The sequence below is a fragment of the Dyadobacter sandarakinus genome (assembly GCF_016894445.1).
Classification (GTDB): Bacteria; Bacteroidota; Bacteroidia; order Cytophagales; family Spirosomataceae; genus Dyadobacter; species Dyadobacter sandarakinus.
The window spans coordinates 4700001-4721778 of record NZ_CP056775.1 but is presented as its reverse complement, the minus strand read 5'-3'; the positions used below and the strand labels follow the sequence as shown (position 1 = coordinate 4721778).

The 21778-nt window shown below is 46.0% G+C and carries 23 protein-coding genes and 2 rRNA genes (1 of these 25 running past the window's edge); 9 read left to right on the top strand and 16 right to left on the bottom strand.

Features of this window, described 5'->3' with window-relative positions:
* Positions 1 to 25 precede the first annotated feature (25 nt).
* The gene (locus tag HWI92_RS19310) at positions 26 to 340 is read left to right on the top strand and encodes a hypothetical protein (protein ID WP_204658326.1); all 315 of its coding nucleotides are present in this window, start codon (positions 26 to 28) and stop codon (positions 338 to 340) included.
* Positions 340 to 1005, top strand: coding sequence for an ATP-binding cassette domain-containing protein (locus HWI92_RS19305; protein WP_204658324.1), 666 nt, complete (start codon positions 340 to 342; stop codon positions 1003 to 1005). Before HWI92_RS19310 ends, HWI92_RS19305 begins: the two co-directional genes overlap by 1 nt.
* Here HWI92_RS19305 and HWI92_RS19300 read toward each other — a convergent pair.
* The gene (locus tag HWI92_RS19300; protein ID WP_204658322.1) at positions 979 to 2241 is read right to left on the bottom strand and encodes a hypothetical protein; all 1263 of its coding nucleotides are present in this window, start codon (positions 2239 to 2241) and stop codon (positions 979 to 981) included. The genes HWI92_RS19305 and HWI92_RS19300 overlap by 27 nt on opposite strands.
* On the bottom strand, positions 2238 to 3509 hold the full coding sequence (locus HWI92_RS19295) for a hypothetical protein (protein WP_204658320.1): 1272 nt from the start codon (positions 3507 to 3509) through the stop codon (positions 2238 to 2240). The genes HWI92_RS19300 and HWI92_RS19295 overlap by 4 nt, the downstream gene beginning before the upstream one ends.
* A 516-nt stretch (positions 3510 to 4025) precedes the next feature.
* Between HWI92_RS19295 and HWI92_RS19290 the strand changes: the two genes are divergently transcribed.
* Positions 4026 to 4955 carry a helix-turn-helix domain-containing protein gene (locus HWI92_RS19290; protein WP_204658318.1) on the top strand — a complete coding sequence of 310 codons (930 nt, stop codon included), beginning with the start codon at positions 4026 to 4028 and terminating at the stop codon, positions 4953 to 4955.
* A 74-nt stretch (positions 4956 to 5029) separates the two neighbouring features.
* On the opposite strand, the gene HWI92_RS19285 is transcribed toward HWI92_RS19290, so the two are convergent.
* Complete coding sequence (locus tag HWI92_RS19285) at positions 5030 to 5461, bottom strand: nuclear transport factor 2 family protein (protein ID WP_204658316.1); 432 nt, start codon at positions 5459 to 5461, stop codon at positions 5030 to 5032.
* Positions 5462 to 5599: 138 nt separating this feature from the next.
* On the opposite strand from HWI92_RS19285, the gene HWI92_RS19280 reads away from it, so the two are divergent.
* Positions 5600 to 5992, top strand: coding sequence for a hypothetical protein (locus HWI92_RS19280; protein ID WP_229248316.1), 393 nt, complete (start codon positions 5600 to 5602; stop codon positions 5990 to 5992).
* On the opposite strand, the gene nadD is transcribed toward HWI92_RS19280, so the two are convergent.
* From nadD to HWI92_RS19250, 6 genes are all read right to left on the bottom strand, one after another.
* Complete coding sequence (gene nadD / locus HWI92_RS19275) at positions 5993 to 6565, bottom strand: nicotinate (nicotinamide) nucleotide adenylyltransferase (RefSeq protein ID WP_204658314.1); 573 nt, start codon at positions 6563 to 6565, stop codon at positions 5993 to 5995.
* 7 nt (positions 6566 to 6572) lie between these two features.
* On the bottom strand, positions 6573 to 7142 hold the full coding sequence (gmk, locus tag HWI92_RS19270) for a guanylate kinase (protein WP_204658312.1): 570 nt from the start codon (positions 7140 to 7142) through the stop codon (positions 6573 to 6575).
* Positions 7143 to 7521: 379 nt separating this feature from the next.
* Complete coding sequence (locus HWI92_RS19265) at positions 7522 to 8121, bottom strand: sigma-70 family RNA polymerase sigma factor (RefSeq protein ID WP_204658310.1); 600 nt, start codon at positions 8119 to 8121, stop codon at positions 7522 to 7524.
* Positions 8122 to 8343: 222 nt separating this feature from the next.
* Positions 8344 to 8847: a hypothetical protein gene (locus tag HWI92_RS19260; RefSeq protein ID WP_204658308.1), complete on the bottom strand. Its 504-nt coding sequence runs from the start codon at positions 8845 to 8847 to the stop codon at positions 8344 to 8346.
* Entirely contained in the window at positions 8844 to 9683 is an 840-nt protein-coding gene (gene mreC / locus HWI92_RS19255) for a rod shape-determining protein MreC (protein WP_204658306.1), read from the bottom strand. The genes HWI92_RS19260 and mreC overlap by 4 nt, the downstream gene beginning before the upstream one ends.
* Positions 9684 to 9762: 79 nt before the next feature.
* Entirely contained in the window at positions 9763 to 10788 is a 1026-nt protein-coding gene (locus HWI92_RS19250) for a rod shape-determining protein (RefSeq protein WP_204658304.1), read from the bottom strand.
* A gap of 175 nt (positions 10789 to 10963) precedes the next feature.
* On the opposite strand from HWI92_RS19250, the gene HWI92_RS19245 reads away from it, so the two are divergent.
* The 3 genes from HWI92_RS19245 to HWI92_RS19235 are packed head-to-tail and all read left to right on the top strand — an operon-like array spanning position 10964 to position 14100.
* Positions 10964 to 12463: a GH3 auxin-responsive promoter family protein gene (locus tag HWI92_RS19245; RefSeq protein ID WP_204658302.1), complete on the top strand. Its 1500-nt coding sequence runs from the start codon at positions 10964 to 10966 to the stop codon at positions 12461 to 12463.
* Between the two features lie 26 nt (positions 12464 to 12489).
* Positions 12490 to 13650, top strand: coding sequence for a 1-deoxy-D-xylulose-5-phosphate reductoisomerase (locus tag HWI92_RS19240; protein ID WP_204658300.1), 1161 nt, complete (start codon positions 12490 to 12492; stop codon positions 13648 to 13650).
* Positions 13651 to 14100 (top strand): hypothetical protein, encoded by a 450-nt coding sequence (locus HWI92_RS19235; RefSeq protein WP_204658298.1) that lies wholly within the window; start codon positions 13651 to 13653, stop codon positions 14098 to 14100. It begins immediately after the preceding gene.
* Between the two features lie 4 nt (positions 14101 to 14104).
* On the opposite strand, the gene HWI92_RS19230 is transcribed toward HWI92_RS19235, so the two are convergent.
* The 5 genes from HWI92_RS19230 to HWI92_RS19210 all read right to left on the bottom strand — a co-directional run bounded on the left by HWI92_RS19230 (position 14105) and on the right by HWI92_RS19210 (position 18509).
* Positions 14105 to 14869, bottom strand: a complete 765-nt coding sequence (locus HWI92_RS19230) for a glycosyltransferase family 2 protein (RefSeq protein WP_204658296.1) — start codon at positions 14867 to 14869, stop codon at positions 14105 to 14107.
* Positions 14870 to 14904: 35 nt separating this feature from the next.
* Positions 14905 to 15738, bottom strand: a complete 834-nt coding sequence (locus HWI92_RS19225) for a glycosyltransferase (RefSeq protein ID WP_204658294.1) — start codon at positions 15736 to 15738, stop codon at positions 14905 to 14907.
* On the bottom strand, positions 15738 to 16556 hold the full coding sequence (locus HWI92_RS19220; protein ID WP_204658292.1) for a phytanoyl-CoA dioxygenase family protein: 819 nt from the start codon (positions 16554 to 16556) through the stop codon (positions 15738 to 15740). The genes HWI92_RS19225 and HWI92_RS19220 overlap by 1 nt, the downstream gene beginning before the upstream one ends.
* Positions 16557 to 16676: 120 nt before the next feature.
* Positions 16677 to 17612 carry a glycoside hydrolase family protein gene (locus HWI92_RS19215; RefSeq protein WP_204658290.1) on the bottom strand — a complete coding sequence of 312 codons (936 nt, stop codon included), beginning with the start codon at positions 17610 to 17612 and terminating at the stop codon, positions 16677 to 16679.
* An 18-nt stretch (positions 17613 to 17630) separates the two neighbouring features.
* A complete protein-coding gene (locus HWI92_RS19210) occupies positions 17631 to 18509 on the bottom strand; it encodes a class I SAM-dependent methyltransferase (protein WP_204658277.1) in 879 nt (292 codons plus the stop codon).
* Between the two features lie 164 nt (positions 18510 to 18673).
* Here HWI92_RS19210 and HWI92_RS19205 point away from each other — a divergent pair, with 164 nt between their 5' ends.
* Both HWI92_RS19205 and HWI92_RS19200 read left to right on the top strand, forming a co-directional pair.
* Positions 18674 to 19870 carry a M20 metallopeptidase family protein gene (locus tag HWI92_RS19205; protein WP_204658275.1) on the top strand — a complete coding sequence of 399 codons (1197 nt, stop codon included), beginning with the start codon at positions 18674 to 18676 and terminating at the stop codon, positions 19868 to 19870.
* A 525-nt stretch (positions 19871 to 20395) separates the two neighbouring features.
* Positions 20396 to 21190 (top strand): class I SAM-dependent methyltransferase, encoded by a 795-nt coding sequence (locus HWI92_RS19200; protein WP_204658273.1) that lies wholly within the window; start codon positions 20396 to 20398, stop codon positions 21188 to 21190.
* Positions 21191 to 21402: 212 nt separating this feature from the next.
* Here the strand turns inward: HWI92_RS19200 and rrf are convergent.
* Positions 21403 to 21514 (bottom strand): 5S ribosomal RNA (gene rrf, locus HWI92_RS19195).
* 155 nt (positions 21515 to 21669) lie between these two features.
* A 23S ribosomal RNA gene (locus HWI92_RS19190) occupies positions 21670 to 21778 on the bottom strand; it runs 2715 nt beyond the window's last position.

Sequence of the window (21778 nt, the reverse complement as noted above, 5' to 3'; positions counted from 1 at the left end):
AGTAATACCTTCATGTAAAAACACGATGAAGGCTTTTTATCAGGGCATCAGGTTATTTTACAGCTCCTTTGCACCTTTTTCCATAGGTCTGTCCTTTCTTTTCTGGCTTGTCGCTGAGATGCCGCTTGGTATTGACCTGCTCCGGTTTTTACCATTATTTATATTCTTCAAAGCTTTTTCGGGCGGGCTCATCTGGTATTACATTACCACCTTCGAAGCCGGGCAACTGTACTTTTACTATAACATGGGCTTGTCGCAGCGAAGGCTTTTTACAGCTGCATTTGCAACCGACGTGCTGATTTTCGGAATATTTGTGATCACAGCCAGTCTCTTTTTTTGATGGACAAAAATCAAAAAGTGCTGGAAGCTGACAGTATCTGGCTGGAATATGACGGGCGTAAAATCCTGCAAAACATCTACCTGAAAGCAGAAACCGGAAAAGTTACAGGCTTGCTGGGACGTAACGGAGTCGGAAAATCGAGCTTGCTCAGGATCATCTTTGGCACCTTACCGGCACAAAGCCAGTCTGTGCGTATCAATGGAGCTTACGTAGCAGAACCCTACAAGCAACATGGCTTGCTCCGCTATCTGCCGCAGCACAGGTTTGCTCCCAATCTTTCCCTCAAAACACTTTGCTCCTGCTATGATGTCTTATTGGAGCAGATGGTAGCCTACTTCCCGGAGCTGGGAGAGCATACCCGGGAAAAGATCAACAGCCTCTCAGGCGGAAAGGTCAGATTGATTGAGACCATGCTGGTATTGCTTTCGCCGGTATCCTTTGTTATTCTGGATGAGCCTTTTACGCATTTATCACCGGTCGTGACGGAGACGCTGATGCAGGTTATTACAGACCAGAAAGCGCATAAAGGTATCCTGGTTTGCGATCATTTGTACCACCAGGTACTGGCTATTTCCGATGCAGCGTACCTGATGGTACCGGTAGGCAGGACTATCCTGCTGACGGACCCGCTCACGGAGCTAAGCGCGTACGGTTATACGCTTTAAAGTTTTTTGGGTTGGAAATGCAAGCCAGATGAAGTAGATCGTGAGCAGCACAATCAATATCTGCATAGCGTAGTCGACCGCCAGCTGCCAGGATGAAAACAGGTCGGCCGGAGCGAGATAACAGGGCATACCCAGCCGCCACCAGAATGAAGGCTGTACCACACACAGCACATTGTAAATAAGCAGCAGCCCTACTTCAGTCCTGTTTTTCCAGTTAATAATATGCAGTACCAGCGGTATCAGGAATATAAAGATGTAGTTGCTGTAAGCACTTTGCTGCACGATCATCATGGTTGCATACAATATCACCCATACGCGCGAAAGCATAATACGGAAATCGGCATGACGAAGGCGCCATGCTGCCACACACGCCATCCCAACGGATATCAGCAGGCCTACCCAGTTCCAGAACTTTTCGCCCACACCGATCGCATTAAAAAACCAGGGATTGATAACGGACGGGATGTTGGGTGCCCGGAGCGTTTGAGCCTCACCCAGCGGCTGGGTAAACTCCCATCCTACCAATAGAAAAAGAATGGCGAGAGCAATAATCCCGACCAGCGCCATGGGTATGATCATCCTGAGCTTTTGTTTTTCTACCAAAAAAAGCGGCACGAGTATCAGCACGAAAATTGCCTTGGTAATCAGCAACCCTAATGCAAGCAGCACCGCATACCACGCTACCCGCAGCGTGCGCTCCCTGACGAGGTAAGGCAGGATAACAAACAGCCACATCCAGACATCTTCCTGTGCTGCAACAACACAGAGTACCAGGGAGCCCGGAAGCAGCAGGTAAAGCAATGATTTGAACAAAACCTCACCCTTTGGCTGAAACGGACGGAAGAAGCGACTTGACAGGAATAATGCAATACCGTCCATGATGACCATGACCAGTACGACCATTTTCGGACTATACCAGAATTTGACGCCAATTGCCAGCAGGTAAGGATACAAAGGCGAATACGGCGACCAGAAATCACGGTAAACTACCATCCCCTGTGAAGCTTTGCTGGCTTCATCCCAAAAGCCGTTTACATCGGAAGTGGGTTCAATGCCGGCTGCGATATAAATGAACAGAAATGGCACCAGCCTCAAAAGCAGCCAGCCTGTAAAGAGTACCCGGCCGGGCGGCTTATTGTCCAGGTAGTGGACTATGGCATTTTGTCTGGCAAGAAAAATGATAACCAGCAGCACAGAAAGCAGGCTGATCGCGGTTTTGGCGACGACAATGCTCATGCTGCTTCGGGGTTTGTTACGATTACAACCTTCCTGTATGTTTCACGCAGGATCCACAGGAAGCAAAGTACGTTGAGGATTTGAAGAATATATTCCAGCAAAAAAGACGGATTGCCCAGCTTGCCGAATGAAGTATAAGCCGGCTGGCCAATGTACACCCATACAAACGGCTGCACTACTGTAAGCCAGTTCAATGCAAGCAGAACAGCGATATGAATGGTCTTCCGGATATCAATAATTTCAAAAAGCACGGCCATGAGGTAAGCAATCACGTAGGCACCCATGGCACTTGCCTGAAAAATCATCATACACACAAAACACGCGATAAACAGTCCGGGCAGTACTTCATTCACATGCCGGTGACGTGCCTTCCATGCAATATAGACAGGAACAAACACCGTAAAAAGCAGGCCCACCCAGTTGATGAGTGTTGATTTTTTTTCATCAATGGTAAAAAAAGACTCTATCAGAGGTCGTGTTACCGAAAACAGATTGGGTGTCATAAGCTGCTCGGTATGCCGGATAGGCATCAGAAAAAGATCGCCGATCTGCCAGTACAGAAAGGCTACCGCAGGCAAACCGATTGCAGCCATAACCAGCAACATCTTCACAGGCTTGCGAACCACCACCAGCAATGCAGGTAGCAGAAATATAAAGGTTACTTTAATCGTCAGCAAGGTAGCGGCGTAGATCAGCCCCAACCCTACCTCGTAGCCGGTGGTTTTACGAAGTGTAAAACGCCACATCAGCAGCGCAGCTCCCCAAAACCAGACTTCCTCCTGTCCATCCACCAGGATGTACATAAATGCAGCCGGAAGCATGTAGTAGACGGTAGCCAGCTGCAATGCCCGGTCTGATCTGAGCTTGTAGGTTTGATAGGTAAGCCAGAGAATGAGCGTTTCCATTATCACCATAAAGAGCACAATGGCGCGGGCATTGTGCCAGATCCACACGGGGATACTGATGATATATGCATAAAGCGGAGCATGGTAGGACCAGAAGTCGCGATACACAAACCCGCCGCTTTTGGCAGCCTGTGCTTTGTAGAAGAAAAAAGGAATATCGCCCCGGGGCTCTTCATACAGGACAAGAAAAATGGCAATCCATGGGACAATCCTGAAAATCAAGAAACTACCCCAAAAAACCAGCCTGTCACTCTCACGCTGCCACCTTGCAAACTGCCCGGGTTTGCTGATCGTCCATATGATCCCAATTGACAATGCCAGGTTGATCAGCAGCTTGATGTAGAAGACGGTGATAATGGGCATTTACTAAATTCAGTAGAGTGTAGCTGATGTCAGGGCAGATTTACGGAAAGTACCGGGGCGCAAACTTAAGATAACTTTTTATGATGCGCGCAGCAAATTCCAAAGATTTGGTACGTTGCCAAACTGTATGCTTGCATACGATCTTTGCAAATGTTAAACTTGATAAGCTTCACAGTCACTCACTTCCGGTTTTAAGGGGTAAGTGGTTCTTCTATTACAGATTCTTCAATTCAATGATGGTTGCCTGACAGCACAAAGATGGCAGATCGGGCCAAATCGGCGATAATTACAAGGGTACCTCAGAAATCCAAAAAACTTACAGCAATTATGGAACTTTTAAACAGATCCTAAATTTGCTTGTGTGATGATTTTATAATGATTGTTGGATTAAAATTAGACTAAAATATCACTATTTTCCAGTTTTTTGTTAAATAGGACTTGTATTAGTTTTGTACAATTTATTAGATTTGTACAAAAATGGAGAAATCGGTCAAATGACCCTTAAATATACCAAGCATGGAAGACTATAATAAGATAATCGAGTCATTGGGAGTGAAATTCGTGAAAGCCCGGCACATCCGGATTTTACAACCAATTACCATTAAAAACTTCTACGATGTACAGAATTCACTGACAATCCTGTATGATGGAGAGGTTTCTTTTGGTTCCGACGAGTCGCAGAAGGTGGAGGAAGGCGACATGCTTTTTATCCCGGGGGGTAAACATGCTACGGTAACTTACGGCAACACGCAAACTGCCAAAACGGTGTCCAATGAGGAGTTTATGACCAATCGGGACAACTATATCGAGGCTGGCCATGATCCTGCGCTGATCGGAAAATTGCCTAATTCTTTTGGGCTGATTTCCTTTGAAGCCAAAGTTTTTGATACGGTTAACTTTTTCACATCCCTGGATGTACCTCCTTTTCTGATCAAGAGAGACGATCAGATTGCCGCCACGATCAACCAGATCCTGACGGAAGATATGCTGGACACACCGGGAAAGGGCCGTATTATCAAGATTAAAACCGAGGAAGTTGTCATCGAGATCATTCGTTACATCCTGAAAAACAAGCTGTTTGTAGAGCAACTCGTAACAAACAGTACTTACTTTAAGGATCCCCGCCTCATCGATATCTTTGCCTATATCAAGGACAACCTGGGTGGCGATCTTTCCAATAAGGTCCTGGCCAATGTTGCAAACGTATCCGAGGATTATGTAGGGCAGTATTTTAAGATGCTGACGGGAATCAATCCACAGGATTATATTGAATACCAGCGCATGGAGAAGGCAGTGGATTTACTGCGTACATCCAAGAAAAGCATCAGGGCGATCGGTTCGGACGTAGGCTATAAGGATACTGCTTATTTCTGCCGCCGCTTTAAAATGATGTTCGGTATACCTGCCGGAAAAATGCGCCGTCGTGAGTCGCTGATGAACGTATAATATTACTGACAACCAATTATAAACAAGACGAGCGGAGCCAGTGGCTCCGCTCGTCTTGTTTATAATAATGCTGATTACCCACGCAAAGGGGTTAACTGCACGGTAGTAACCTTCCAGGTACCTCCTGCCCTGACGCACACCGCAATGTAGGCCAGGTCACCCTGAAAACTGTTGTTGCTGATCCTCGCACTCAGGTTCCACTGCCCGGTTATAATGGCCACATCTCCGTAACTTTTTGTACTGGTACCCGACAGTATTCCGGAGTTGATCACGATCTCACCCGCAGCGACAGCCTGCTGCAACTGCTCACCACTCACTGTCTGTCCATTGAAACTTACGACTGTAAAGTCGGAAGACAGCAAAGCGCCCAGGCTACGTGCATCCTCTTCAAGCAATGCTTTGAAAAACAGGTTGGAGCAATCTGTGCCGTCAGTTGGCTGTGGTAGTTGCTGCGCCTTGGCAGCCAGCGTAAGCATTACCAGTACAATTGAAAATAGGTGCTTCATGGCATAGCTAAATGATAGTAGTGATACAATGTAGAAAAAACCAGCGATTGCATTGCCTTGTCAAAGGGTGTAATCCTGCTTTTTACTCCGACAATATCTCAGTAGTTTCGTGCCGGTATTATCGTGTCCCATTTTGTAATGAAATCGTATTTACGACTGCTGTATCTTCCTGTAAGTGTGTGCTTACTACTGGCCTGCTCCACGCCTCCCGACAGGCTGGGCAAGCTGGACCTTAAAAAGTGGCGTGGCGACAGAGGAGGCTGCAAAAATGAGCGAAAGGCTTTGCTCGATGATTTTAAGGCAGAACAAAAAACACTGATGGGAAAACTGGCTGACGACGTGGGTGGTTTGCTAGGGCGGCCCGACATTCAGCAACTGGGGGAAAGAAACCTGAAATTCTACGTTTATTTTCTTGAAAAAGGCGCTCAGTGCGACAATCCTGCGGGAAAATCGGAAGCACAGAAGGTGATTCTGAAATTCAATGCAGTAGGGCTCCTGTCTGAAATCACTTACCAGACCCGGCCGCTTTAATCAGATAAAAAACTTTTTGATCCGGATCAGCTGCTCTACGGGCTCAGGGACCATGTACCTGATGGAGCGCCCCGTACGTATACAATCGCGAATGTACGTAGCCGAAATATCGAGCAAGGGCGCATCTACGAACCTGACGGCTGGATGTTCCTTAAAACCATGTTTTTTTGAATCAGGACGAGGATATACATACAAGCCGGTGTACTCCAGTATTTTGTCATGATTTTTCCAGTTGGGAAACTGGGCAAGATTATCTTCTCCTATGATCAGCCGGAACTCGTGCTGCGGGTACTTCTCCTGCAATCGCGCAATCGTATCAATGGTATAGCTAGGCTTCGGCATATGAAACTCAATGTCCGAAACCTTAAAAAATGCATTGTCACTGATTGCCCTCTGCACCAGGTCGTACCGATCGAACTCATGCAGCAGGCTACTGTTCTTTTTGAATGGATTTTGCGGACTCACAACAAACCAGATTTGTTCAAGATCAGTCTGTGTTGCCATAGTATTGGCAATGATGAGGTGCCCGATGTGAATGGGATTAAATGATCCGAAGAATAACCCGATTTTCATAAGCAGGTCAGCGACTAATGAAACCGGCTACAAGGTCCTCCGCCTTCCTGAGCGTATCGGCCAGGTGATCATTCACCAGTACTACATCAAACTCGCCCTCAAAGCTTTGCTCATACCGCACCTTGGCCAGACGTGTTGCAAATGACTCTTCGGTTTCGGTACCCCGCGCCGACAGGCGGCGCCGGATTTCCTCTTCCGAAGAAACCTTTACAAAAACGGCCAAAGCATCGCTTCCATAAGCCTCTTTGAGTTTCAGTCCACCTTTAACATCCACATCGAAAACGACATGTTTTCCTTCATCCCAGAGCCGCTGGATTTCGGATTTGAGTGTTCCATAGTAGCTGCCGGCATACACCTCCTCCCATTCCGCAAATTGCTGCGCAGCAATTTTCTCCCTGAAATCGGCCAGGGTAAGAAAATAATAATCTTTTCCGTCCACCTCATAGTCACGCCGCTCACGGGTACAGGCCGACACGGAAAATGCGAGCTGACTTGAGTAATGGTCTAAAAGATGTCTGACGATGGTTGTCTTTCCGGAACCGGAAGGTGCAGAAAATATAATAAGCTTTCCTTTCACGAAAACAGGGTTAGCTGTTGATTTTAGAAATGATCGTGTTTAGAATGCTCTCTGGGCAGGGCTTTTTAACTATTTTTTGGTTAAGCGATTCTTTGATGCACTTTTCCAACCGGTAGGATTCAATGCATGGAAGGCATTTATCCATATTTTCACGGAAGTGGTCCTTTTCGGCTTCCGTGGCTTCGTCATCCAGTATAGACTGAATAATTTTCATGCATTCCGCGTGGTGCTCACACGTATGCTTCATTTGAGGTTTTTGCGCATTTTCTACTGCGGAAGGCGTCGAAAGAGATGCATTCATTATTCTGGGAAAAAAATATTGGAATATATGTACAGTTGTACCCTATAACCAAATAGGCTGTAAAAAAAGTTTCACAACCTACGAATCGTATCCCATTGAGCTGGCGTAGTTTCTGAGTTTTTCTTTGAGAAGATTACGTGCGCGGTGCAGCCTCGACCGTACAGTTCCTATCGGAATGTCCAGGATCTTGGCCATTTCTTCGTAAGTAAATCCTTCAATATCGCAGAGAATGATCACCGTACGGAAATCCACCGGGAGTGCATTCAATGCATTGGCTACTTCGTCCCCGATCAGCTCCTGAACAGCATCTGCCCGCAGATCGACCGTGTAAGTGGTATCAGATGCCTCCTCTGAGTTATAAGTAGTTTCAACTTCCTGATAATCAACTTTCGACGGCTCTTTACTCTTCTTCCGGTAATCGTTGATAAAGCTGTTTTTCAGGATCCTGAAAAGCCAGGCTTTTGCGTTGGTACCCTGTTCAAAAGAAGAAATAAAACGAAAAGCCTTCAGGTATGTATCTTGAACCAGGTCATTTGCATCATCCTCGTCCATGGTCAGACGAAAGGCGAAGTTGTACATGGAGTCTATATGAGGCATGAATTCACGGTTGAAAACCTCGTAGCGAAGATCATCCGTGTATCCATTAGTCGTAAGCGTTTCTGGCATGGCATCTAACATGGGAATGCTGAATTTACAAAGATTAACAACAGCTCCAAATGGTACAAATTAAAATTTGATGAATGGCTCTTTGAAGCAACCGGGCAGCCATTGGTTCGAGTTAAGTTGATGCAGTGTAAAATTTACTCTATGTGCGTAACCCCTAAAATTAGAGTGCCTGCAACATGATTAATGTATATACATCAAATAGCGAGCCAACTTTATTATGCGTCAATTTGTCAGTTAGCGCTTGGAAAAAAGTTCCAGAAGAACAATCAGAAGGGTAGTTAAGACCACGCTGGCACCGATGCGCATCAGGGTGTAAAGGATCATTCCAAAATTATTCATCTCAAGAAGAAACAATACGCTGTGATGCAAAACGATCAGCGGGAAAATGTAGGATAAAAATCCTCCCAGACCCTGCGCCCGCATGCCGACCTCGATCCTTTCCGCTCCCCTGGACTTCATTTGATACTGGATCAGGAAAGGCCGGATGTAGGCGATCAGTACAGTGGCTGCTGCATGCATACCATAGGTATTGGAGAAAACATCGACCATAAAGCCTATCCCGAAGCCTATGAGCAGCAGGTACAGCCTGTCTACCTCCGCAGGAAGCAGCAGTACACCGGCTATATAGATGAAGCAAAAGGCATAATTGAAAGCGACCATGTTCCGCAGGAAGAATATCTGCAAAAACAGGTAAAGCAGGATCATCAGTAAATATTGAATCGCTTCTCGTAAACTCATTTGGTCTCGACGGTACGTAGTTTCAGCTCTTCCTGCTCCCCAAGTTGTTGATTTCGTACCACATAAACGTAAGCAAGGTTTCTGAAATCAGTAGATAGGCGAAGTACGATGTTGTAAAAGGTCTGGTTTGGGTGCACGGTAACTTCCGCAACCTTACCCACCATAATGCCGGGCGGAAACACCGAGTTCTGATCGGACGTGACAGCCGAATCACCTTTATAGACCTTGGTGTACTTGGACACGTCAATCAAATCGATCAGGTCCGGATCCTTACCATTCCATTTGGCATAGCCTATTTCCTTGCTTCGCACCAGCTTGGACGACACCATAAACTGCGAGTGCAGGATAGATGTTACCAAAGAGTAGTTTTCCGAGCAAAAACGCACCTTACCCACAACACCGGTTGCCGAGATAACGCCCATGCCGGGCTTGATACCATCCGCCGTACCCTTATCAATGGTCAGTACATTGTTTGTCTGGCTGGTTTCATTGTCCACAACCTTGGCAATCTGGTAAGTAAAACGCGATGCGAATGCAGAGTCGGGCACATACCCAGCAGGCGCATCTACGGGTTTCTGCTGGCTAAGGGTGGTCACCATCGCATGCAGCCGAGCATTTTCGGCAGCAAGGTCGGCATTGATATCATCCAGCTTGGTATAATCCCGGATCGAATTGGAAAGCGCCAGTGTTCTGGCCACCCAATGATTGGTTGTATTGAAATAAGTAGCACCCCAGTAGGTATTGCTGCGCACGATTAACCAGCCACTGAGTACTTCCAGCAATATAAATACCAGGAAAAACCGATTCCGGATTACGAAATCAACGAGTTGGAGCATCTTTCAAATAGTTCACGCGCAGTTGACCTATTCAAAAATAGGAATCATTCCGAAAATGATAAACTGTGGATGATCAATACTAGGAAATCAGTACAGGCTTGTAGAGTTCCAGGTTTTTGAGTACCTCTCCTGTACCTTTTACCACTGCTTTCAGTGGATCATCGGCGATGTGAACGGGTAATTTCGTTTTTTGGGCAATGCGGCGATCGAGGCCGTGGATGAGTGCGCCTCCACCTGTGAGGTAGATGCCGTTTTTGAAAATGTCGGCGGAAAGCTCGGGAGGGGAAATTTCAAGTGCTTTCATGACACCCTCTTCTATTTTCGAGATAGACTTATCCAGTGAATAAGCTATTTCACTGTATGTAACCCGGATTTCCTTTGGAATACCTGTCATCAAATCGCGTCCGCGGATCTGGTAATCATCCAGAGGAACTTCCAGCTCGGGAGTAGCCGACCCGATAGCCATCTTGATCAACTCGGCCGAGCGCTCCCCGATGAGCAGGTTATGCTCGCGGCGCATATAATCCACAATATCCCTGGTAAATACGTCGCCCGCAATTCTTACGGACTGTTCGCAGACAATCCCGGACAATGCAATCACCGCGATTTCGGTAGTTCCTCCGCCAATATCGACGATCATCACACCATTGGGCTGGGTAATGTCGATACCGATACCGATTGCAGCCGCAATAGGCTCGTGCACCATATATACTTCTTTGGCGCCGGCGTGCTCACAGGAATCTTTTACTGCCCGTTTTTCCACTTCGGTAATGCCCGACGGGATACATACTACCATGCGGTGTGAAGGAGTAAAGAAGCGGCTGCCGGTATCAATCATCTTGATCATTCCGCGGATCATCATTTCCGCGGCAGTAAAGTCGGCGATCACACCATCTTTAAGGGGCCGGATTGTTTTGATATTTTCGTTTGTCTTCTCATGCATTTGCATAGCAGTATGTCCGATCGCCAGCACTTTGCCGGTCGTTTTGTCCATGGCTATGATTGAAGGTTCGTCAACAACTACTGTATCTTTATGTATAATCAGGGTATTGGCGGTACCCAGGTCTATTGCAATATCGCTAGTCAAAAAATCAAACAATCCCATAAATATTATTGAAAATTTTCGCTCACTTTGATTTCAGGTTGGCAAAATTACAGATTATTACCCACAAACAAAGGCATTTAAAAAAGTTTCGGGAAGGCCCTAAATCGGCCTGAAAATGCCCGTCCTGAGCCTCTTCCGAACAGAATTTACAATTCCTGATTACCTTTGTTTTACTATGGGAATCAGATCATTTTTGAGTGAGCCGCTGGCCCGGTACATCGTCGGTAAACAGCAGGAGTGGATCGTGCGCAGTGGTGAAGTACAGGAAGAGTGGCGCCGCAAGCTTGTCAGTAAGGCAGCCGGGACGCAGTTCGGGAAAGACCATTTTTTTCACGACATTCAAACCTATGAAGATTACAGGCAGGCAGTACCTGTAAGTGATTATGAGGATCTGAAAGGCTATATTTCGAGGATCAAGGAGGGAGAGGAAAACATACTCTGGCCCGGTAAGCCGCTGTATTTTGCCAAAACGTCAGGTACGACCTCGGGCACCAAGTACATCCCGATTTCACAGGATTCGATTTCCAATCACATCGACTCTGCGCGCAATGCCATTTTGACGTACATTCATGAGACGAAAAAAGCCTCATTCCTGGACAAAAAGCTCATTTTCCTATCAGGAAGCCCTGTTCTTACCGAAACCGGCGGCGTACTGACAGGCCGGCTGTCAGGTATATCCAATCACCACGTACCCGGCTACCTGCGCTCAAACCAGATGCCGAGCTATGAAACCAACTGCATTGAGGATTGGGAAACCAAGCTGGAAAAGATCATTGATGAAACACTGGATCAGCCTATGTCGCTGATTTCGGGTATTCCTCCGTGGGTCCAAATGTATTTTGACAGGATCATTGAGCGTACAGGCAGGAAAATCAAGGATGTATTTCCGGACTTTTCACTTTTCATTTACGGAGGTGTCAATTTTGAGCCTTACCGTGCCAAACTGATGGAGTCGATCGGGAAACCTGTGGACTCGATTGAGCTTTACCCGGCCTCTGAGGGCTTTCTGGCGTATCAGGATTCACAGGAAGAAGAAGGGCTTCTTTTACTGCTGAACACCGGTATCTTTTTCGAATTTATTCCCGCTGACGATTTTTTTAGTGAAAATCCTAAACGGTTATCTATACATGACGTGCAGGTGGGACAGAATTATGCTGTGATCATCAACAATAATGCAGGTCTGTGGGGGTACTCTATCGGCGACACGGTGCGATTTGTATCTACCAATCCTTACCGGATCGTGGTTACCGGACGTATCAAACATTTTATTTCTGCTTTCGGGGAACATGTGATCGGTGAGGAAATTGAAAAAGCATTGCGCTACGCCATGGAGCGGCATCCCGAGACCGAAGTAGTTGAATTTACAGTAGCTCCGATGGTAAATCCCGCTACAGGCGGACTTCCTTATCACGAGTGGCTGGTCGAGTTTGCACGTTTACCCAATGATCTTGCCGAGTTTTCAAACGACATAGACCGGCGGTTGACAGAACTCAATATTTATTACAAAGACCTGATAGCCGGTAACATTCTTAAACAGCTTGAACTGAAGCCGCTGCGGAAAAATGCATTCATCGATTATATGCGGTCACAGGGTAAGCTCGGCGGGCAGAATAAAATGCCAAGACTGTCCAATGACCGCAAAATTGCAGATGAGCTGATCAGGATTAATCATTAAAAAGTAACCCACATTCATCGTGTCTTATGCTTAAAAGAATTGCAATACTGGGATCAACGGGATCCATTGGCACGCAGGCACTGGACGTTGTACGCGCCAATAGCGACCGTTTTTCTGTGCAGGTACTTACGGCACAGGACAATGCAGCCTTGCTGGTAGAGCAGGCAGCCGAATTTCGCCCGGGTACTGTTGTAATTGGCAATGAGGCACATTTTGATTTTGTAAAATCCAGCCTGGCTACATTGGGTATTCAGGTTTACGCGGGCGCGCAGGCGCTGGTACCGGTAGTTGAAGGTGATGATATCGACATTGTGCTGACTGCGATGGTGGGCTATGCCGGACTTTTACCTACTATTCACGCAATCAAGGCCGGGAAAGATATTGCACTGGCCAATAAGGAAACCCTGGTAGTAGCAGGTCAGCTGATCACTGATCTTGCCCGGCTGCACAATGTGAAGATTTATCCGGTTGATTCAGAGCATTCGGCTATTTTCCAATGCCTGACCGGCGAGGATGGCAATCCTATCGAAAAGATTATTCTTACTGCTTCGGGTGGTCCGTTCCGAGGCAAGGACAAGGCATTTTTATCCAATGTAACCAAGCAGCAGGCGCTCAAACATCCCAACTGGAGTATGGGTGCCAAAATCACCATTGATTCGGCTACCCTCATGAACAAGGGGCTGGAAGTGATTGAGGCGAAATGGTTGTTTGATCTTGCACCCGAGCAAATTGAGGTAGTGGTTCACCCGCAAAGCATTATCCATTCGCTGGTACAATTTGAAGACGGCAGCATGAAGGCGCAAATGGGACTGCCGGACATGAAGTTGCCTATACAGTATGCATTACATTATCCGCAGCGGCTCAAATCCGGTTTTCCACGCTTTAACTTTCTGGATTATCCTGCACTCACATTCGAGATGCCGGATCTGGAAACATTCCGTAATCTGGCGATAGCCTATGATGTACTGAGAAAAGGAGGAAATGCTGCCTGTATCATCAATGCAGCCAATGAAATTGCGGTTGAAGCGTTTTTAGGTGAAAGGATTCGGTTTCTGGACATTTCTGACGTGATTGTTGAGAGCCTTGCCAGAATAGATTTTATACTGAATCCTTCATATTCCGATTATGTTGAAACAAATGAAGCAACACGTCGTATAGCTTCGGAATTGATACAGGTCAAAGTTTAGATGGAAACCACCTTTCTTAAATACTTGTCTGTTGCACTCGCGAGTACATTGAAGTTTTTCGGAGGACCTATCACGGGAGTTGTTCTTCAACTCAGCTGGATAGAGACCGCCATTTGTTCCGCTTTGGGAATGATGTTTACCGTACTGGTGCTGACATACGTAGGGAGCGGCATACAGGGTTTGTTCAAGAAGTACAGGAAGTCCGCCCCAAAGAAGTTTTCAAGAACGACGCGCATGGCGGTCAACATCTGGCAGCGGTTCGGCATTATCGGTATTGCGTTTCTTACGCCTCCTCTGTTTACCCCTTTGTTCGGACCGATACTGGCTGTGGCTTTTCGTGTGCCGAGAGGCTCTATTTTCCTGTGGATGTCCGTGAGTGCAATGGTTTGGGGCCTTGCAATATCGTACCTGGCGCACAAGGCTACATTTATTCAGGACTGGATTAAATAGGCAGTTACCTGCTTACCTCCTTTGTAGGCGCTTTACTTTTTTTCATAAAATCACCCTGCGAGAAGTACTTTTCGATCAGGCAGTACATGAGTATGAAAAAGTAGCGGCTGCCCATTTCCTTGATTTTCAGCTTTGATTCTCCGTATTTCCGGTTGGTCCAGCTGTTGGGTACCACGGCGTAACTGTAACCCCGCACAATCGCTTTGAGCGGCAGCTCAATGGTCAGGTTAAAATGCGGGGCCAAAAACGGCTTGATTCCGTCAATTGTTTCTCTTTTGTAAAGCTTGAATGCATTGGTAGTATCATTGTATTTGATGCCCATCACCATGCGCACAATGAAGTTTGCCACGCGGTTGATCACCTTTTTCAAGGCAGGATAGTCGATTACCTGCCCTCCTTTTTCCCAGCGCGAGCCAAAGACACAATCATAATCCCCTTCCAGCATCTTGAAATAATACTTTGCAAGATCCTCCGGGTCGTCGGACATATCAGCCATAAATACTGCTACACAATCCCCTTTGAAACGTTCCAGTCCGTATCTGACCGCATAGCCAAATCCATTGGGGCCGGGATTGGTATAGTAAACCAGGGTTGGAATTTGCAGGGATAATTCGCTAAGTACCCGCAACGTACCATCCTTAGAGTTATCGTTGGTAACGCAGATTTCGTGCGGAATTTTGTACTTATTTAAGGTCTGATGCAGGGAAAGAAGCGTGTGAGAGATGGATTCTTCTTCGTTATATGCTGGAATTACGACGCTTAGCTTCATGAAAGTCTGCTGTTGACAAAAGAACAAATTAAAGATTATTCGTGTGAACCGCCAACTTTTTCAATATTCGCAAGCTGCATATCATATCGCTCTACCGTGCGCGCAATAACCTCTTTATACTGGTAATGAAGCCACTTGTCGACGTTTTTAAACATTTCCCTGCGATTTTGCAGAAAGCCAATGTTTGTATCTGCATGGACAAGGCTCAGGCCCGCGCTATGCTTGCGGTACACCCCCATGGGCTCCGGCAAATAACCGATATCTCCCTGAGCAGCCAATTGGATCATGATGGCCCAGTCGCCCGCTGCCGCAGTAGCATGCCAGCCGGCAAAGTCATGATGAAGAAAATGATTGCGATACATCCAGCTCGCGGTCGCAAAAAACCATTGATCTTCCAGAATATCTTCAATGGAGGAGCGGAGCTTTTGATCGGAACTGTTGAAGTGGTGCGATGGCGAACCATCCTCATACGTCACCACCATGTTGTGATGGCAGACCATCAGGTCAGAATGCTGATCCAAGAAATCGGCCTGCTTCTGCAGTTTCATAGGGTCAGTCCAGTAGTCATCCCCCTCACACATGGCCACGTACTCGCCCCGGCAGGCTTTTAACAGCTGCAGTACATTGTTTCTGCCTGCAAATTCACGCGGCTCAGCGGGACCCTGATTTTGCTGATGCAAAAAAGCCCGGATTTTGCCCGGGTGTTTCTGCATATATTCCTGAATGATCCTCGGATTGTTGTCTGTGGAACCATCGTCGCCAATCACAATTTCAAAGTCAAAGCTTGTCTGTTGCATCAGTACACCGTCCAGCATCTGGGCGATATACTTTTCATGGTTGTACGTAGGTACACAAACGGAAACTTTCATCAGCTGAACACTTCTTTCAGCTGCTCCACACTTGGAAAGTTGGGTGTAACCAATTCCGTTTCGGGCTTGTAAATGTAAGCCATCGGGTAACCGCGCTCAATAAATGTAGGCTCGTCGAGATTGTTATACCGCAACTGTACCGACCACCGGATGTTACGCGTGATATTATTGCCTGACTGGTGGATAAGAAAAGCGGAAAAAATAAGCATGTCACCCACCTTAAACTCCGTCTGCACAAACTTGTCTTCCTCAATCGAGTTTGTAATACCACCCTGATAACCGGAGGCCGACGACTCCTGCAAGCCTGCCTTATGACTTCCGGGAATTACCTGTAATGCACCCAGGTCGGCACCAGCATCTACCATCGGGAACCAGATCACGGCACTATCCAGTGATCCCTGCCCGGTACGCCAGTCCTGATGCGCATCCAGCTTCCAGTGCTTGCTGCCATCTTTGGATAAAAAGCGGCTGTTAAACTGCATTGCAGCCCGGGCACCTATAATCGGGTTGGTAAGCCCTACTTCTTTTAGCAGGTTTTCGATTTTGGGATCAACCCCGAGCCGGTGCAGCGAAAAAGCGTGCTGTACCGTTTTGCCTGTGTTCACAAAAGCTTCAAAGTCTTTTTCAAAGAATTCGAACATGGCATTTTCAAAAACATCGCGATCGTCGATGTCCACCACCTTGCCGGTCACCCGTTTGATTTGCGCTGCAAAGATTTTCCGTGCATCGCGGTATATATTTTCAATTACCTCCTGATCGAGAAAACCGCGCAGCAGTACGTAACCGTCATTATTGAATTGTTCCTGAAGTGTACTCATCGGATTGCAATGATTGTTTTAAATTATTGAAAAACCCGGCGCATGAAGCTCCGGCATTTCTTCAAATTTACAGGTTATTTCTCATCAAAATCATGACCTAAGTTACCCATTTTTATGGTATTAGTCCTCCCAGACTGCATACCCGAAACCTGCTGCACCAAAACCATTTCCATTGTACAACAAATACTTTTTGCCGTTGTGCTGGTAGTAATTAGCATAATCAATCATTTCGTAGTCAAAATCCCCGGGATGCTCGGATTTTGCAATTCCTACCAGGTGATCTTTTCTTTCCCAATGCGTGCCGTCCAGGGATTCGGCATATCCAAGCCGGTAGCTCTGGTTGCGATCGGTGCGGTAATCACGGGTGTGCCGGTATGAATAGTACATCTTGTAAATCCCGTCTTCCTTAAACACGCTGGGCCTGCCTACCGCATGAAGAAAATCATCAAAGTCCAATGCAGGCACATCACTGATTTCCCAGTGGATCCCGTCCTTTGAAGTCGCAGACTGCCCGCGATAGTAAGGTTCCGGATAATCATGAATGTACTCGCATTTGTGGCCCGAAATGTACCACATACGCCAGGTACCATCATCTTCCCGCATTACTGACGGCTGAGCAGCCCAGAGCGGGTTTTGTATACTACGGTCCATGATCGGACCAACGAACATTTTTTTGAAGTTGATACCGCCATCATGACTTACTGCCAGACCCATTGAAAGTCGGTATGAATTCCAGGTGCGGTTCCAGCCTGTATAATAGAGCCAGATGTCACCATTTGGCATGTCCACAAACCAGGCAGGCATTGCACCGGTTTCATCATACTCGCCAGGGCCACCCAGTTCCAGTACCGGCTTGTCGTGGACGTACAGTATTTTTTGTGGATCGTCATAATCTACATCCAGGAAGGTAGGCCGCGACTGACCGCTTTTGTCCCGTGACGAAAAATAGATCCGGAGAAAATCCTTGTGTTTATATGCAAATGGTACCTGTGCATGCGAAATACTATGCGGCATGCTGCCATCAGGCTTGTAAATGACGCCCTTTTTAACCCACATGTAATAAAATGAATTTAGTTACTCTGCTTTCTCTGCCCTGATACGCCAGTTATCTACAAAATCCTTACCCGGCATTAGAAGGTCTACATCTACCTCGGGAGGATTAGCCGTCACCCTGAACTCCATCACATAAAAAGCATTTCCAAATACGTAGTGCAGCTTGAAATCTTCAATGTTCAATGGTACGTCTTCAATCGGTACTTCTGCCCGGAAGAGCGGGTTCGCTTTGAGCAGCGTAGTATAAGTAGGCGTATTTCTCAGCCATGGAGCCACACTTTCGTCTCCTACCACTACTTTCCCACCAGGCTTTACAACACGTGCAAGCTCATCAAATGCTCTTTTTCTTTCTGAAAAAGTATTGATTCCACCGAAGTGAAAAACGGCGTCAAAGGTATTGTCTGCAAATGGGAGGTAAGATCCGTTTCCCAGAAAGTAATGCACATTGGCTTCATCTGTTGACAGTTTTTCCTGCGCCCTTTTTAACATATTGGGTGAAAGATCAGACAAAACAGCCGTACCGCCCGGCTTGATCCTGTCGAGTATCAATGCCGAATCTTTGCCGGTACCAGCTCCTACTTCAAGCGCAGTCATGCCCGGCTTCAATTCCATCAGGTCTATAAAAAACTTTCTGGTGGCCGCTTCATCGGAATGGTTTAAAGTTTGGAAAACCCATGATACCCCCTGGTCGTACCGCAGTACAGCCTGATCGTACAGGTACTGCTCACGTGCATCTTCGGGTAAAAGTTCTTTTGGGTACAGCATGTTAACAATGCCCGTCTCTCCTACTTCGTAGGTTGTTCCATCTTCACTGACCAGCGTTTTTCTGTCCTCTGAAATACGCAATGCAGTTCCGGAGACAGGGCAGACCAGAGATTCTAAAAACTCATTCTGATTCATTTTCGCGTGTTTATTGATTCGTACCTGGTCAAAATTACTTTTTTTCTACATAAACCTGCTATGGACCGCCTCTTATTGGCAAGTGCGCATGTAACTTCGTTTATTGTACCTTTAAATCTGAAAGGACGGCGGATATGACCAGCCGGCGACTGAACAAAAGCATTATGTTTGAATTATTAGGTAAAATCAAGTCCCTTGCAAAGGAAAATGCAGCCGCCGCTATTAAGCATCGCAGGCACCTGCACAGTAACCCTGAATTATCCTTTGAAGAATTTAAAACTGCACAATACGTGGCTGCTGAGTTGTCTGCTATCGGACTTCAGCCGCAGGAAGGTGTTGCAGGTACAGGTGTAGTTGCATTGATAGAAGGTAAAAACCCGACAAAGCGGATTGTTGGCCTGCGGGCAGATATGGATGCATTGCCGATTCTGGAAGCTAATGATGTACCCTATAAATCGACCGTGCCCGGTGTAATGCATGCTTGTGGTCATGATGTACATACTTCCTCCCTCCTGGTTACCGCCCGGATCCTGAATGAGATCAAAGAACAATTTGAGGGTACCATCAAACTGGTATTTCAGCCTGCCGAAGAAAAAGCGCCGGGAGGTGCCTCGCTGATGATCCGCGAGGGGGTTTTGGAAAATCCGCGTCCTGCCAGTATGATAGGTCAGCATGTTGCTCCTAATATTCCTGTGGGTAAAATTGGCTTCCGCGAAGGTATGTACATGGCAAGTACTGATGAGCTTTACCTTACTGTAAAAGGAAAAGGCGGCCACGCTGCTGCACCCCACCAGCTTGTTGATCCGGTACTTATTGCTTCTCACATTATTGTAGCGCTGCAACAAATCATCAGCCGGAACAGGAACCCTGCTAATCCATCCGTACTCTCATTTGGCCGGTTTATAGCTGACGGTGTCACCAATGTGATCCCAAATGAAGTGACCATCCAGGGTACCTGGCGCTGTATGGATGAAGCATGGAGGGAAGACGGGTTACGCCGTATGAAGAAGCTGGCAGAAGGAATTGCTGAAGCTATGGGGGGATCCTGTGAATTCAATATTGTTCATGGTTATCCTTTTCTAAAAAATCATCCTGAGGTAACCAGCAGATTACGCTCATCGGCGATTGGGTATTTAGGTGCGGAAAATGTAATTGACCTGGATCTTTGGATGGCGGGCGAAGATTTTGCATTTTACTCTCAGGTAGTAGACTCCTGCTTTTACCGGCTGGGTACCCGCAATGAAGTCAGAGGAATCATCTCAGGTGTTCATACGCCTACCTTTGACATTGACGAAAGTGCGCTGGAAATTTCCATTGGTCTTATGAGCTGGTTAGCACTATCAGAATTGGCAGTTAGCTAGTTAATTCTTTTTGTGCTTTGCTTTAGGTTAAATGATCGTAGCATCAATCGTAATGCTGCGATTATTATTAGTCAACAAATGATAGGTTAGATTGATTAGAAAAAAGTATCAATAGTAAACCGGGTAGCTCACTTGCTTGTCCTACTTGGCAAACTTATACCAAGTTATAAATCTTACTAGTTCAGTTTTTTACCAGCAACCATAGTAACAATACTGCCGTGTTGTTGATGCTGCTTTGAAGTCAATCCAGCAGTAGTGTGAATAAGCTTAAGATAAAGATTTTAATGAATGAATATTGGCTATTCCATTTGCCAGTTAAAATCACATTATATCCCCTCCTATTTGCTTTATAAATTTAAGTTGGCCATTTGATAAATAGAACGCTCTCTAGAAAATTCAGGGAATGCTATTTCATAAAAATTCCGCATATTAATCTGGAATGGGGTAAGCCGCAATTTATCAATCATAGACTATGGCAACCGAGATTTAGTAAGTTCTTTAACTTCAGACAACTACGTGCATTCTATGACAACATTTCTTGATAATGCTCGGCTATATCTTGGTGTACTCAAACGGGTAGGACGAACAATGACATTGGGCTTGTTTGGTTCCAATAACAGGCAAGAGTTACTTGCACTTTACAACATTTATGAAACTAAAACGAATGGCAAGGAAAGCACGCCTGTTGACCCGTTTATAATCCCCAAGACTGACATTTTTGAATTACTGGGAAATGATTCTGCTGTCTACGAAGGTGTTTACGAATGTGGCTTTGGTCATACAACCGAGTTTGAGTTGAAAGTGATCAGCAATCTTGTGAAAAAACTGAACCCTAATAGAGTTTTTGAGATAGGCACATTTCAGGGAAGAACAACCCTTAATATAGCACTAAATTGCCATCCTGATGCTATAATCACCACTCTGGACCTTCCAAGCAGTGAGCTAGATTCAACGAAAATGGAAATTGAGGAAGGAGAAATTCGTTATGTAACCAAGGATATTTCAGGAGAAAGATTTATTGGTCATCCCATAGCATACAAAATTAAACAGGTATTTGGCGACTCAGCAACGTTCCCTTTCGAAGAGTATACCAATTCAATTGATCTTGCATTTATTGATGGCTCCCATGCTTATGACTATGTATTGAACGACAGCGAGAAGGTGTTTAACATTATGCGCCCCGGAGGATTGATTATGTGGCATGATTATACAAATTGGCCTGGCGTTTGGTCAGCACTTAATAAACTCTACCAGTCGGATATCAGATATGTTAATATAAAGCACATTGGCGGAACCAGCATTGCAATGCTTAAAGTGTAATGCACTCCGTTATTGCTGGGCTTCAAATATGTGGCTGAATAGAAAAGAATTCCTTATTAAACACGGTCCTTTCTCATAACAATATTTGGATATATCAAGTATTCGTTCACCCTACAATTAACTTCAATTAAGTTTCTCCATATACACCATCGACCGCTATTTCCTAAAGCGAAAAAAAGACCATCTTTGAGGATGGTCTTATGGGTTAATGATTGTGGCGGCTACCTACTTTACCGGGTTTGATCCAGGTATCATCGGCGGTACGGGGCTTAACTTCTCTGTTCGGGATGGGAAGAGGTGTACACCCGTCCAATAGCCACCAACAAGCTCTTTGAGTTCAATGATTGAATGATTGAATTTCGAATGATTGAATAATGCTTTATTCTCTCATTGGGTCACCGCAGCGGCGGGCCGTTCATTCATTCGGTCATGCTTTTTCATGTCATATTGGAAGTAGAAGAGAAAAAGATAAAGATTAAATGTGCAAGCTGTTGGGTAATTAGTACTGCTCAGCTGAATGTGTTTCTACACTTATACCTGCAGCCTATCAACGTCGTAGTCTACAACGACCCTTATGTGGAAGATTCA